Source organism: Mesorhizobium sp. M0802, from assembly GCF_040320115.1.
Classification (GTDB): Bacteria; Pseudomonadota; Alphaproteobacteria; order Rhizobiales; family Rhizobiaceae; genus Mesorhizobium.
In genome coordinates this window covers 1-12,993 of sequence record NZ_JAMYOY010000029.1, presented here as the reverse complement: position 1 = coordinate 12,993, position 12,993 = coordinate 1, and the positions used below count along the sequence as shown (strand labels likewise).

Below are 12,993 nucleotides of genomic sequence, written 5' to 3'. Positions count from 1 at the left end.
ACCAGTGTCATCATGGGTCAGGACCAAGTCCTACCGAATTTCTCATTCGCGTCCTCCACAGAAGTCGCAGCTTTTGAAGGTTGTCCAACGACCGGACAAATCTCGGTGGCTGTGGCGACTGCCGATATCGCCCTGTCGAACAACAAAGCGCGCTCTTTTGCCTTTAGCCGAAATTGCAAGCAGTTCGGCGAGTCGAAGATAAGCGGGCCACGTTTTGGAACCACTGACCTCAGACGTTGCAATAAGCCTACCATTCACACCGAGCCGGAGTTGCTAAGAGTCTATGAATTTTCTTGAAGGATCTGTTACAACGTTTGCCCAGCCTGGCCTGCTCCCGGTTTGCAGCGGTCATGGTCAGGCGATCCATCGCCTCTGCGAGCACGATCAGGAATTTGCCCTGCATCGCATCGCTGATCAGCTCCTGAAGGCCGGGACGCAACAGCGACGCGCCGCAGATCGCGCGGTGGGTATTGCTGCCGACGACTGTCCAGCCTTGCTTTTCAGCACGCAAGCAGCAGAGCCGCAACTGATCCTCGATCGAGGTGTCCCGGTGATTGTCAGTTGAGTAGCGAGCGCCAAGCGCGACCTTCATGAGGCGGCCCCTTACTCCGGGACGCGGTCTCGCGTCTGGCTATCCGTTTCGGCTTGAATGAAATCCCGTGCGGCCTGTCGCGCCAGCAGCCGGACCAGATTGACGAAGCGTCGATCGGGCTTCGGCGACGCAGGCACAGCCGATTCGCGGGCAGCGCCGGCGACCACGAAGCTTTTCGGCGGTTGCACGTTTAGGTCGCGCTATGATCGCGTTCCTGTCCTGACGCGAAATACTTCGTTTTGCGACAATGATGCCAGGTCACAGTGCTTCGACAAGGTGGAAATTCTCTGTGATCAATAACGCGCGTCGCGCAGGAGCCAGTGCTGGCCGATGACGGGGCACCTTGTGCTCCGAAGAAGCCATGGCTATATATCCGGATAGAGAACGGAGGCACGCGATGGGCAACCCTGCACAGAAGAGAGCCATCGAGAATTATCGCTCTCGCCTGGCTGAGCGCGGCATCGCGCGGTTCGAGATCCAGGCCTTCGACGCAGACCGCGATCTACTGCGAACTCTTGCCCGAAAATTAACGGAGAGCGGGCCGGATGCCCGACAGCTTCGTCGGACCATACAGCAAGCCGTGGCGGGTGAGCCACCGAAAGCGGGCAGCATTCTCGCCGCGTTGCGTCGCTCGCCTCTGGTTGGCTCCAATCTCGACCTCAGCCGGCCGCGCGAAGAGGGGCGCAAGATCGACCTGTGACGCGCTACCTTCTTGATACCAATATCATCAGCAATGTCATAAAGCCGGAGCCTTCGGGCTCGTTGCTGGCCTGGATGGGCGCGCAGAAGGACGAAGACCTCTTCATTGCTTCGCTTACTGTCGCCGAAATTCGCCGAGGCATCCTAGAGAAGCCGAAGGGGAAAAAGCGCAGCAGCCTTGAAACTTGGTTCGAGGGCTCCGAAGGCCCGCAAGCGCTGTTCGCTGGCCGCGTGCTGTCGTTCGACGAGAAAGCTGGCCTCGTGTGGGCGCGGCTGATGGCCAACGGCAAAGCCAGAGGCCGTTCGCGGAGCGCCCTAGACACAATCATTGCCGCTGTAGCCGAAGTCAACGAGTGTGTCGTAGTGACCGACAATGAAAAGGACTTCGAGGACGTTCAGGTAATCAACCCGCTCCGTAGCTCTGGAAGCCAAGCGGGTGATGATAGCTCCAACGGTCCGGCCGATTCAATTTGAGGATTTCAGCGGCACGGAGTCCGAACGTCTCGTTCGCCTACCTTTAGCGATGGCTGGATTGATCTTACTTAGTTCGGCCAGGGACGTCTCTTCCAGTTCCGCTTTAATGCCATCCCGGTTCATCTAGTCAGCTCGATCTACCAACAGTTCGCACGCACGAGCGCCGCGAACAAGGCGCGATCGCAGGGACTGCGCGATACGCGTGTCGAGCTCGTCCATCTTACACTCGATCTCGTCTTCGAAGGCCCTCTCGCCAAACGCCACTGTAGTCCATCCCGCGTGCGCCTCGGGGGCCTTCTCATCGAGGGTTTCTCGCCACTGGTCTGGCGCGCTACCAATGGCAAGTTCGCCCGCTGGGAACTCGTCGGTCTGCACTCCCAGCTCTGGACATCCACATCAACTGCGGAGCTCTTGCCATAGCCGTGTTCTGCCGTTAGCTGGCAGCTCTCGAGCTCGACGAGCAGCCGATCAGCGACACCCGCGACCTCAAGTTCGACCCGGTTGACTCGATAACACCCTATTGGCAGTTTCAGTCCGGGAGGATCTGCCCACTCCAATCACAAGCCGATCTTTCGACCCCGTGGTTGGGAATTCTCCATGAACCTTCGTGAAGAAGGAATGCAGCGCCGAAAGCCGCAGCGCTTCCGATACATCGACCCCTCTTCCGAGACGGAGCCCCGATTAGGCATTCCTGCCACTCTATTTAGCCGACCCCCGTGGCCCCGCGTTGCCGATCGAGGCGCACTGGTCGCCTACATCGCCCCGGCACGTGAAGATCGTCTCTGCTGACGCTCGTTGAGCAATTCAGGCCGCCTCCGGCTGGCGTTTGATCAGCGTCAGCGTCAACCAGCGCGCGGTCAGCGCCGGCTTTTTCGAGCCCTCGATCTCAATCGTCACGCCCAGCGCCGTCTGCACCCAGCCCGACGGCCTGACCTTGACGTCGGCCAGTACGAAACGGGTGCGGATGCGAGATCCGGTTTTCACCGGCGCCAGGAAGCGCAGCGATTCGAAGCCATAGTTGACACCCATCTTGCAGTTTTCGAGCGGCCGCATGGTCTCGAAAGTCATCGCCGACAAAAGCGAAAGCGACAGGAAGCCATGTGCGATGGTGCCGCCGAACGGCGTCTCGCGCTTGGCGCGCTCCGGATCGCAGTGGATGAACTGGTGGTCATCGGTGGCCTCGGCGAACTGGTCGATCATCCGCTGCGAGACCACCCGCCACGGCGACACGCCGACTTCCTTGCCGACGCTGGCCAGAAGCTCGTCGAGACTGATCGGTTCCAAGCTAATGTCCTCCATTTCAACCGTCCGAAGCGCGAGCGGCTTCATTCCGAACAGTGTCAGCCCATGCTGCACCGACTGCCGGCCATCCATCGGCAGGATGGCGCCGGTGAGATGACTGCCGTCACAGCTGCACGAATAGAACGTTCCGCCGGCAATCTCATCGGCGCACCGATGCGCCCGATCCGAACATGGCCGCAGACGGGCTGGCTTGTACCTCGGTCGCGGTGCGCGTCCTGCAGGCCAACGAAACAGCTCGTCTTGCTACCGGTGATCATTCCGCCGGCGCCGCTATGCGGTATTGTCGCAGATTGATAAAATCAATTGTCTGGATAGGAACCATCCGTGTTTCGAATTTGGAGGAGTCCAGCAGACGGGATGGCTTGTGGTCCTTGTTGAACCGCGCCGGCCTCATTCACCAGTAGCACTGAGCCGGCAAGAAGCCCAGTTCAATGACATTGGGTGTCGACTCGGCAAAGCGGCATCAGATGCTACTTCATGATGCGGGATGGCGCTTGCTTCAAGAACGCTCGGCCTGACGTGGAAGCCAGCACCGGATCTGGATTGTCGGTGCGCGGATATTCGCGCAGCACAGCGGCAACCGCAGCGACGATCGATCTCAGCCGTTGCGAGCATGCCGATCTTGGTGGCGGCCACTCTGTTAGGCTGAAGCGTAGCGCGCATCTGATCCGCCACCGGACGGGGTTGCGTAACTTGGATTTCCAGGCGTGTTCATGGGTTTGCACCGTCAGCGCGCTGACAGCAAGGCAGGTGCGCACGCCACTGGAAGCGATCGTCTGGATCTCGCGGGCAATTCCAGCCCCCACCGCTGGTGTCTGACCCGACAGCAACGAGCACATGCGGTTCTCGCCTCGGCGCCATTGCTCTGGTCTTTCGATCCATTCTCGCGTGCGCGCTTCTGGGGCGTCGTTCAGCGCAAAGTCGGTGACCACGGCTGCGCTTTCCGCGCCAGCCTCAAAAAACGCCTTCGAGACGGTCAGGTTGAGGCCGCCGATGCAGACCAATGGGATCGGCGCGACCTGGTGCTTCCACCGCTGATCCGCTCGAGTCCTCGCGACGCCCATTCATCTTCTTGAGGCTGTTGGATAGACTGGGGCGAGCGCCACATACTCCGGTTCCGCCACTGGCGCCGTTTCCAGTTCGGTGTGATCGTGGATCGACAGGCCGAGCTTCAATCCGACGTATTTCATCGCCAGCATCGGCGGCAGCCAAATCCTTTTGACCAAGATGGACGAAGTCGCAGCCTTCCTCGATTGCCGTGCGCCAAATGTCGTTGACTCACTTGGCAACCATGGACCGCGCAGGCGTCGTTCGCGCGGCGGATTTCCGTCTGCAGTCCTTTCTCGTCCATATCCTTTATCCGGAGCTGCACCAGACGGACGCCGAGCGGCACCAGCCGGTCAATCCAGCCGGCACGTCCACGACTTCATGAGAAGACGGCCCTGCCGATCGTCGGTGGGTAGCGCCGTTCGAGCATTCCCGAGCTGAAAGCTTCACGACCGGCATCGACCGCTTTGCCGAACGCACGCGCCATGCCGACCGGATCGGCCGCCCTCGGGACCGCCGTGTTCAGGAGCACGGCGTCAAACCCGAGCTCTATGACGGTCGCCGCGTACGACGGCCGTCCGAGCCGTGCATGCACAATCAACGGAATGTAGGGGGAATGTCCGCGCATCAACTGGACCTCGGAGCTCAACGCTTCATCGCATTAGAATGAGCGTTCGAAACGCAGGATACCGCCGACACTGCTCTTCTTGTTGGCATTGGTCCAGTTCACTTCGGAATCTTTCACCTTTCCGACGGCGGAGCCTCCGTAGCGGTCATAGTCGAGTTCAGCCGTAACTGTGAAATCGGGAAGGAACGCATAGGCGACGTTCGCAGCGACACCATAGTTGTTGAGCTGATCACCCGAGAGCTGAAGGTTGAACGAAGCTGACTCGGTGAGCTCGTAACCGGCGCCAGCCCAGAAAGCCCAGTTCCCACCCCAAGGTTTATAGAAACCGCGACCATGAGCGTCTACCGAATTCGTCGAGCCGTAGTTGAGCTGGCCATGGGAACCGTAGCCCAACATTCCGGATAGCAATAGTTCGTTGGTGACATTGATGTCGACACGGACCTTGGCGGCCACCGATTCGTAGTTGCTATCATAAGCTGCAACGCCGGTGATCGCTCCCCAGCCATGTGCGTATTTCAAGCCGCCTACTATGTGGGGAGCGTAGCTGTCGATTGTGCCGACCACCTCCGAGCCTTGTTCCAGCGAAACCACGGCCGAAAAGCCGTTCCCTGCGTCCAAGTAGTACTGAACCACATTGGTATCGAAAGCGCCGTACGGAGCCGGCGTCTGGTTCAGTACATCACCCGCGCAGCCAATAAACATGTCGAAAGCCGACCGGTCCTTACCAACTCGCAGGCCACCAAGCTGAATCCAGGCGATAGTCAGGCCGCTGCCTCCGTTCAAGGCATAGGACCGAGAACTGTCCGAAACCGATGTCTGGTGGCTGCCGAAGTTCACGCGGGTTTCGGTGTAGGTCTTCAACGTCCCGCGTTCGGTCTCCTGGCCGGTCCAGGTTTTCAATGTGAAGCGTGTGTTGTTTTGCCACGCGCTCTGATGCTCACCAGTCCTCACATCCGAGGTTCTTGAGTGGTCAAACAATCCGACGTTGTAACGGACAGAGCCGCCGATTCGCAGGCAGGTCTCGGTGCCTGAAATGTAGACGTAGCCCGAACCGTAGACGTCGCAGATCTTGACGTACTCAGTCGGGTCAGGCTCGGCGGCGGTGGTGACGGCGCGAGCGTTGGAAACGGCAATCAGTGCCGCAGTTGAGCCGAGGAGGAGGCTCCTAATGGTCATTGTCGATCTCCGCTTTAATAATAAAGTGTGGACGCGAGTGATTCCGTGAACAACTTTGAAACGTGCGCAGTTTTGCTGCGCCGTCAGCTAAGCTCTGGAGAAAGCCTTAGAATGTACCCTGGTCAATGTTGTCCAATATTTGGTTTTAGCTGCCGATAACATAATTATCGCCGATGGAGGTATGCAAAATTTGTACAATCATCACAGTCAACTCAGCTGGTAGAGGTAGGCGTCACAAAGGGTCCTGCATTCGACCGCAAATGACGTGCCAGCCTGACGACCAGCTGCGGCTTGAAGCTCAATTGTGCGGGCGGACCTTGGTTCGCACTTCCTTGTTTTTGCCTTGCGGATCCACCCAAGCACGAACGGAAAACGTTCGGCTACAGTTCGACTGTTCGCTTCGCGACAGTTTCGTTCAATGGGGACAGCATTGTTTGTGGTGAGCCCGACGTTGAGGCATCATGCGGCGGCACCGCTCGGCACGACGCCGTCATGTTGGCGAGCTGATGCTCGACAACTACGCGCTGCAGCCTTGCACCAAACAGCGCTCGGCAATAAATCTCGACCAGCGCTCAAAGTCCCGATAGGTCCGGCCGTTAGGATGGAGTGCGCAGGCCATCCCTTCACGCTGGAATTCTTCGAATGTGATGGCGATACGCTTTATCGCGTGAAGATCATCTGTTCGCGGATTGTCGAGCAGAAGACCGAAGTTCGGGGTCGTTACAAGCGCGATTCCAAGTTCCTTTGTCCCCCTAATGATGGCGGTGCGCTGCTCGCCAAGGGTCCACCACGGTTCAATCCGATGATCGTGATTGACGCCGGTTAGAACAATGTCAGCGGTGGCGTCTATGTTGTATGTGCGACACAAGGTTTCGCGCGTTTCGAAGTGAAGCTTCCCGTGTTTGAAATCGATGAGATCGGGCAAGCGCAAGGCGAACACTTTGCCAGCGAGCGGCGTCGTTCGACTGCTTCCATGGTAGATGAGCGGCACGATATCCGCGCTCAATTGGGCAGAACAAACGGCCGTGCGTGGAATGTCCTCAAATCCGAAGCCGCCAACCTCGCGCATCTGCTGCACAAAGAGCTGCGGCTTATGCCGCCGCCAATGCTCACGATTGGCCAAATCTTTGGAAGTTGGCTCTCCGGGATCGATGAATCTGAGAAATACGAATTCGCCATAGCGCTACTCCGGGACGCGGCACTGCCGCATCAAATGCGAAAACGTGATCGGGAGCGCGCGGAAGCGCTACACCTCGCAGATGGGCGTCCACCATCGCTCCGGAATCGCGCCGTTGCTCTGGCGCAAGAACGCGGCGAGGTACGGACTCGCGATCTCACCGACGTCGGCATCCCACGGTGCTACCTCTCCCGGATGTGCGAGGAAGGGCTGTTCGTGAAGGTCGGCTATGGGCGGTATCGAGCCGCTGCCTACGTTGAAGCGAACTGAGCTGGCTAGGCGAGTGACCTCAGGATGACCCCGGAAGTATTATCAAAGAGATCGTTGCGGAAAATTCAGATTGGCATGTGCTCAAACGTGATCCAGAATTTCCGTTGAGCAAAGTTGGTAGTGAAAGCGCGTGACCTCGTCGGCGTGTGGCAGAAGGCGATTTCAGCTGTGATTGACAAGACCGCGCCTGCTGGTCGCTGAACGGTCAGCGACAAGAGGCCTGGCACACTAGCACACGTGAGTTCAGGGCTCATGAAAGGGTAATGCTCAACAATCCTGCTCAATGAACGTCGTAATGAATGACGAGCTTGTTCTGAGTATTTAACAGGTGAGCGATTTCAGGGGCGTGAATTCGGTTCATTCAGGTTGTAAGGTCCAAAAAGGTTGCAACTTACTACCGACACCGTCCCGTCATCGCGCAATTGCAATTCGATCTAACCGGCTTATTCTGGCTGTCGGGGAAATGTTACAGCGGAGGGAAACCGTGAACGATTTGCTGAACAAACCGGCTACGCCCAGGTCAAGACATTTCAATCTGAAACTGGCTGTCGCAGCCGTGTCTATCACTTACGCGCTTTTCGGCGTCTACGGCAAATCCTTCGGCGATGCATTCTTCGGCATCATTCTGGCGCTCATAGCCTTCCTCGACGAGTATGGATTTGACACTAACCGTTATGTCGATGCGGCGCGGCAAAAGTTGCAAAGGTTCTATCGGCAAGGTGATAAGATCGCGCGGGTTCTCGTCTTCACTATCGGAGTCGGTGGAACCGCTCTGATCGTGGACTGGATATTCAATCTCAACGTCATCCCGATCGATGCGGTCGATCCATGGATAAAGCGTCTGGTGCCGGCGCTGGTCATTGCCGCGACAACGCTTTTTCTCGTAACTTTCTTTTCCAAGTTTTTCTATCAGCTCAATGTCACCGTCGCGGATCGAATATCGAACCGGATTGAGATCACGCTCTACCTGGCCACATCGCTCTTTATTGTTTCGAACATCGTCTTCTGGATCGGGATTAATGTCGAAAACGCGCTTCCCTCCTCCTCCACCGATCTGAACAGGTATGATCCAGGGCAATGGGCAGATATTTCTCCGTGGTGGCAGAATTTGCTTCTGTCCCTTGTCCTAATCTCCTTGGTTTGGCTGACCGCCAGCTTCATTTGGGCCTTCTCGCGCTACGCGGAATATTATTGGCGCGACGTACCGCTGAACTCCAAGCCCAAGAGGGCTCAGAACCAGGACGGCAGAAGTACGAAATCCAAGTAACAGCCGCAGGTTGGCGGCAGCGATTGATCATGTTCGACCGGAATTGCCGGTGTTAGATAGGAGTGGCTTCTTCGATTGCGCTGAATCCTAGGTTTCTCACCCCCTAAAACAGCGCCTTCTCCACCGCCGGCTCCAGCGTCTCCGCAAACGGCGTCGCCAAATGATGCTGGTCGCGGTAGGCGATCTTGCCGTTTATGAAGACGTGGCAGGTTTTGGCGTCGCAGAACTGGTTGGTCAGGTCGATGTAAAAATGGGCGAACTTCTTGTGGTTGCGTGGAGCCTGAGGTCGGTAAGGTCCGAACCCGGCGCACTGCGGGACGTCGCTGAACTCAAAGCGTGCGTCGACGGTGGGATGGACTACAGCCTCCGGATTGATCTCTCGGAGTTTGACCTTGTAGCCTAGTTTGGCGCTCAACCATGAGAGCCACGTAGGGGTCCGGCAAACAAAGGCCTGTGATCTTGAGCCGAAGCCAGGGCTTGTTGGCTCACTTGGCTTCGCCCAGTTCCAGCCTCAGCTTGTGCAGGAAGGTTTCGAGAGTGCCCTCGTCTTTCGGCCAATCCGTTGGCATAGACGGTCTTTAAGGCGGAGTCCTTGTAACGGACCGTGCGGCTACGAGCCGGCCTCGGCTACTTTGCGTCCGAATTGGCGTTATGCTAGTATCGGGGATTTATTTGCTAGGAGTGGGACATGGGCATTAACGATATTTCGACAGATCCATTGGCTGACCTCGAGGACGCTTGTGACCTTATGGATGGCAGTTGCGCCGGGCGCACTCACTTCATCCTCCACCAGACCGTGGACGGAAAGCTCACCTACGACACAGTGAAGCCTTGGATTGGGAAAAAGCGTAACAAGTCGCACGCGGTAATTCTCAAAACGGGAGAGGTGGTCCATTTGTGGCCATTCCAAGAGACGAACGTGTGGGCGACGAAGGCAGAGTCCGGCTTGAAGCCAAAGAACGGAAAGCTGCCTAAGTTCGACCTTAAGGGCAAGGCAATTAACATTGAAATAGACTACGAGGAGGGGGGCTCTCCGAACTCGGCGCAGTACACGAGCCTAGCGGCTTGTTATATTGGCGCTTGCCGTACGGTCGATCGAGTTCTCACGATCGTGCCACATATAGAAGTCGATCGCGGGATTCCGGACGGCCACAGTGACCCGCAGAACTTCAATTACACGGGATTCTACGAGCGATTGAACGATCTGGGCGTGGACATGGATCGGGTTCCTCGGTTCGACCATGACCGATATTGGGCAAAGGAGTCGTACAAGGTCCCGTACGCGGATGATTGGTTTTCATGGCCACCGGTGCTGACCGGCGACCCGCATGCCAAACCCAAGGGGGTCGAGCGAGTGGCGAGCCCGCACGGCGATCAGCGCGAGTGGGCAGGGATGCTGTCGAAAGATGCCAGCTTTCACCTCGTTTCAACTGGCGCGATTGGGGTCAAAGAGTTCGATCGCCTTATTCGAAGACTTGAGCAGGAGAGGGAGATTCTTGCCGAGGAAACCGAGGAGGGGGATGAAAACTGAGACGACCACGCGCCATGATCTTCCAAACGTTGATCATTACTGGGGCAGCGGCATTCTGAGGCGAGCCAGTGCTCGAGAAGGGTCCGCCGTTCTGCGCGGGCAATCGGGTGTATTTTGGGAATGGGCACGAATGGCGGACGGGAGCTAGCATCTTGTGAGTCATCTAGGAATTGCTGAAACTCCGAGCGGAAAGACCGCCAGCGCAAGCTTCAGCTTGTTGAAGTCACTCAGCTGTGCGAGCACGGGCCGGTTTGCAGGTGCATTATACGGGGAGGGCGTGTAGGCGACTTCAAAGCGGTCGAGCACGCGATCGGTCGAGGCGCTCCATCGGCTGGTAAACGCGCCTTTCAAGATGCAGATCGGGGCTCGTTCCGCGCCACCGGTTTTGAGGGGCGCCAGTCCCCCCAGGATCCGATTGAAGAGCGGATCCATCACGCTTTTGCCACCGGCAACACCAAATCGACGCTGGCGCCCTGGTCAAGGAGGTCCTTGCCCCCCCGGCGTCGGCGCGAAGAGCCGCTTGAGGGCCCGGAGCCGGCCGGACGCTCGCAGCGTCGACGCATCCGGCGAGCCGACGAGATTGGCGTAGTTGGTCGATTCCCAGTCATCGGCGTCCGGGGCCTCGTAAACGGCGTTCAGGGTGCCGTAGCGCGAAGTGATGGGCAGCGGCGCCTGTGGCCCATTGCTAAAAAAGATCTAAATTCGAGCCCAAACGGAACGGACTGACATAGCGCAAGGACCCAGGCGGGCGCGGTGGGTAGGGTTGGTTGTTATCAGTATGGGATTGTGCCTTTGCAGACCACGAAATTTCGAGAGGCCCGGCTGCCTTGGTACACTATCTATCCGGCTGTGTCGGAGTTCTCCGGGGCGGTCGGCGCCGAGGCTTATGAGGCATGGCTCAGGAACCTGCCGGCTGAGGATCCGGTGTCACTCTATCTGCACGTTCCGTTCTGCCGATCAGCCTGCTGGTATTGCGGCTTCCCAACCACCATCACCCGCCATGATGCGCCCATCCTCAACTATCTGGCGGCGCTGCGTGACGAGATCCGTCTGGTTTGCGAGCGAGTGCCGAAGACGCTGCCCGTGAGCGACATACATTTCGGCGGCGGAACGCCGTCTCTCATCGGACCAGCCGAGTTCCTCGCTCTGATGGAGTTCCTGCGATGCCGCTTCGCCATCTCGAAAACAGCTTCGGTCGCCATCGAGATCGATCCACGCACGCTCACGCCCGAGATGGCGGAAGGCTTGGGAGCGGCCGGCGTGAACCGCGCGAGCCTGGGCGTACAGAGCTTCGATCCCATTGTTCAAAAAGCGATCAACCGAATCCAGAGCGAGGCCCAGACGTCGGCTGCCGTGGAAATGCTGCGCCGGCATGGAGTAAACCGGATCAACTTCGACCTCATCTACGGCCTGCCGCGTCAAACGGTGGAGTCGTGCGTCGAGACGGCGAGGGCGGCGGTCGCCATGCGCCCCGACCGGCTTGCATTGTTCGGCTACTCGCATATCCCATCCCAAATAAAGAACCAGCGCCTCATCGAGGCGGAATTTCTTCCCCACAGCGCTGCCCGCGCTGAACAGCATGCGGCTGCCGCCGTGACGCTGGTTGCCGCCGGCTACCGAGAGATCGGGCTCGACCATTTCGCCTTGCCGCACGACGAGCTCGCGCTGGCACAGGAAACAGGTCGCCTGCGACGTAACTCGTTGGGCTACTCTGCCGATACCTGCAGAACCCTGATCGGTTTCGGCGCGTCGGCTATCGGCCGCTTTGGCCAGGGGTACGTTCAAAACGAAGTTACACGGGATTTCTACATCCGGCACATCGCAGCTGGCCGACTGGCGACATCGAAGGGCCATCGCCTCACAGACGACGACCGCCTGCGAGCCGCAATCATCGAGCGATTAATGTGCGATTTCGAGGCTGACGTGCCGGCAATCTGTGTCGCCCACGGATCTGATTTGATCCGTCTTCGCGGTTCAGATGAGCGTTTGGCGATGCTGGCCAAGGACGGAATAGTGGACTTCGAAAACGGTTTTGTCCGCGTACGGCGGGAGCATCGCTTTGGGATTCGCGCTGTCGCTGCCGCATTCGATGCTTTTAGGGATGGCCTTCCGTATCCCGCAGGTGAGGGCAAGCACACAACATGGAAGCTAACACAGGGAGTATCTTTTGCCGGAGAGAACGAGCTGCCATCGTGCGGTGCCCGTTAGTAGTGAAGCGCCCTAAAATGTCGACATAGGCGTTGGTGAACTGGACCGAACCACGAGAACAGCCTATCCAGTTTGTTGTCGGCAGTTAGTTCGAAAAACAAGGGCTTCTAAGCGGTAAACACATGCTAATCCATTTGATTTACGGGCCGACCTGCAGCGGCAAGACAGACGTTTCAATTTAAATTGCACGAGAGACCGGACGGTCGGTCATTGCGTTGGATCATGTACAATGCTGTCCTCAAATCGCTACGCGCAGCGGGCGTGCCTCGGATCCCGAACTGCAATCTACCCAGCGGGTTTACTTGGATACGCCTCCTAACCGCGGGCACATCCACGCCGTGACTGCCCGTCGTAAGCTGATCACGCACGTGGATGAGCTTAGATCTTAGCCTGGGCTCACTCGAAGCCGGCTCGATCTCCCTTCTCAATTCACATGGCGCGAGTCAGCATCGGGCTGGCGCTTTCAGTGGCATGTAAGGCGGTTGCGGCTCGGCAACTCCGATGCCTTTGTAGAGAGAGCAAAGCGGTTGTGTGCGACAAGTTCTGCAAAATGGGGCGGCCATGATGCTGGTCATGCGGCTTGGCGCAGAGCGAGCTTCTTGTGCTCGCGCAGGTCGTCCAT

At 58.0% G+C, this 12,993-nt stretch carries 13 protein-coding genes and 2 pseudogenes; 7 read left to right on the top strand and 8 right to left on the bottom strand.

What is annotated here, in order from left to right:
* Nucleotides 1-247: 247 nt before the first annotated feature.
* The gene (locus NKI10_RS28430; protein WP_352800681.1) at nucleotides 248-592 is read right to left on the bottom strand and encodes a recombinase family protein; all 345 of its coding nucleotides are present in this window, start codon (nucleotides 590-592) and stop codon (nucleotides 248-250) included.
* 397 nt (nucleotides 593-989) lie between these two features.
* Here NKI10_RS28430 and NKI10_RS28425 point away from each other — a divergent pair, with 397 nt between their 5' ends.
* Together NKI10_RS28425 and NKI10_RS28420 are read left to right on the top strand one after the other, a co-directional pair.
* Nucleotides 990-1,292, top strand: a complete 303-nt coding sequence (locus NKI10_RS28425; protein WP_352862438.1) for a hypothetical protein — start codon at nucleotides 990-992, stop codon at nucleotides 1,290-1,292.
* A complete protein-coding gene (locus NKI10_RS28420) occupies nucleotides 1,289-1,765 on the top strand; it encodes a type II toxin-antitoxin system VapC family toxin (RefSeq protein ID WP_023822889.1) in 477 nt (158 codons plus the stop codon). The genes NKI10_RS28425 and NKI10_RS28420 overlap by 4 nt, the downstream gene beginning before the upstream one ends.
* Nucleotides 1,766-2,569: 804 nt before the next feature.
* Here NKI10_RS28420 and NKI10_RS28415 read toward each other — a convergent pair.
* The 5 genes and pseudogenes from NKI10_RS28415 to NKI10_RS28395 form a co-directional block, all read right to left on the bottom strand.
* Nucleotides 2,570-3,064: a MaoC family dehydratase gene (locus NKI10_RS28415; protein ID WP_031198898.1), complete on the bottom strand. Its 495-nt coding sequence runs from the start codon at nucleotides 3,062-3,064 to the stop codon at nucleotides 2,570-2,572.
* An 863-nt stretch (nucleotides 3,065-3,927) separates the two neighbouring features.
* A pseudogene (locus NKI10_RS28410) lies at nucleotides 3,928-4,472 on the bottom strand (thiamine phosphate synthase); the annotation flags it as partial.
* 21 nt (nucleotides 4,473-4,493) lie between these two features.
* Nucleotides 4,494-4,757 (bottom strand): annotated as a pseudogene (locus NKI10_RS28405) (thiazole synthase); the annotation flags it as partial.
* Nucleotides 4,758-4,775: 18 nt separating this feature from the next.
* Complete coding sequence (locus NKI10_RS28400) at nucleotides 4,776-5,918, bottom strand: porin (RefSeq protein ID WP_352515259.1); 1,143 nt, start codon at nucleotides 5,916-5,918, stop codon at nucleotides 4,776-4,778.
* Nucleotides 5,919-6,435: 517 nt separating this feature from the next.
* Nucleotides 6,436-6,843, bottom strand: a complete 408-nt coding sequence (locus NKI10_RS28395; protein ID WP_352515260.1) for a hypothetical protein — start codon at nucleotides 6,841-6,843, stop codon at nucleotides 6,436-6,438.
* On the opposite strand from NKI10_RS28395, the gene NKI10_RS28390 reads away from it, so the two are divergent.
* Together NKI10_RS28390 and NKI10_RS28385 are read left to right on the top strand one after the other, a co-directional pair.
* Nucleotides 6,817-7,365, top strand: coding sequence for a type IV toxin-antitoxin system AbiEi family antitoxin domain-containing protein (locus tag NKI10_RS28390; RefSeq protein WP_352515261.1), 549 nt, complete (start codon nucleotides 6,817-6,819; stop codon nucleotides 7,363-7,365). The genes NKI10_RS28395 and NKI10_RS28390 overlap by 27 nt on opposite strands.
* A gap of 484 nt (nucleotides 7,366-7,849) precedes the next feature.
* Nucleotides 7,850-8,632, top strand: a complete 783-nt coding sequence (locus NKI10_RS28385; RefSeq protein WP_352515262.1) for a hypothetical protein — start codon at nucleotides 7,850-7,852, stop codon at nucleotides 8,630-8,632.
* 103 nt (nucleotides 8,633-8,735) lie between these two features.
* Here NKI10_RS28385 and NKI10_RS28380 read toward each other — a convergent pair whose 3' ends face one another.
* On the bottom strand, nucleotides 8,736-9,047 hold the full coding sequence (locus NKI10_RS28380; protein WP_352515263.1) for an SGNH hydrolase domain-containing protein: 312 nt from the start codon (nucleotides 9,045-9,047) through the stop codon (nucleotides 8,736-8,738).
* Nucleotides 9,048-9,320: 273 nt separating this feature from the next.
* On the opposite strand from NKI10_RS28380, the gene NKI10_RS28375 reads away from it, so the two are divergent.
* The gene (locus NKI10_RS28375; protein ID WP_023671827.1) at nucleotides 9,321-10,163 is read left to right on the top strand and encodes an N-acetylmuramoyl-L-alanine amidase; all 843 of its coding nucleotides are present in this window, start codon (nucleotides 9,321-9,323) and stop codon (nucleotides 10,161-10,163) included.
* A gap of 159 nt (nucleotides 10,164-10,322) precedes the next feature.
* Here the strand turns inward: NKI10_RS28375 and NKI10_RS28370 are convergent, their stop codons facing one another.
* Entirely contained in the window at nucleotides 10,323-10,595 is a 273-nt protein-coding gene (locus tag NKI10_RS28370; protein WP_352515265.1) for a hypothetical protein, read from the bottom strand.
* Between the two features lie 360 nt (nucleotides 10,596-10,955).
* Between NKI10_RS28370 and hemN the strand changes: the two genes are divergently transcribed.
* Both hemN and NKI10_RS28360 read left to right on the top strand, forming a co-directional pair.
* The gene (hemN, locus tag NKI10_RS28365; protein WP_352515266.1) at nucleotides 10,956-12,371 is read left to right on the top strand and encodes an oxygen-independent coproporphyrinogen III oxidase; all 1,416 of its coding nucleotides are present in this window, start codon (nucleotides 10,956-10,958) and stop codon (nucleotides 12,369-12,371) included.
* A gap of 182 nt (nucleotides 12,372-12,553) precedes the next feature.
* Nucleotides 12,554-12,760 (top strand): isopentenyl transferase family protein, encoded by a 207-nt coding sequence (locus NKI10_RS28360; protein ID WP_352515270.1) that lies wholly within the window; start codon nucleotides 12,554-12,556, stop codon nucleotides 12,758-12,760.
* Nucleotides 12,761-12,993 lie beyond the last annotated feature (233 nt).

Bases quoted from the DNA above. Each gene is read 5' to 3' on its own strand.
- NKI10_RS28430 (WP_352800681.1), bottom strand. From the start codon at position 592: ATGAAGGTCGCGCTTGGCGCTCGCTACTCAACTGACAATCACCGGGAC.
- NKI10_RS28425 (WP_352862438.1), top strand. From the start codon at position 990: ATGGGCAACCCTGCACAGAAGAGAGCCATCGAGAATTATCGCTCTCGC.
- NKI10_RS28415 (WP_031198898.1), bottom strand. From the start codon at position 3,064: ATGGAGGACATTAGCTTGGAACCGATCAGTCTCGACGAGCTTCTGGCC.
- NKI10_RS28400 (WP_352515259.1), bottom strand. From the start codon at position 5,918: ATGACCATTAGGAGCCTCCTCCTCGGCTCAACTGCGGCACTGATTGCC.
- NKI10_RS28375 (WP_023671827.1), top strand. From the start codon at position 9,321: ATGGGCATTAACGATATTTCGACAGATCCATTGGCTGACCTCGAGGAC.
- NKI10_RS28370 (WP_352515265.1), bottom strand. From the start codon at position 10,595: ATGGATCCGCTCTTCAATCGGATCCTGGGGGGACTGGCGCCCCTCAAA.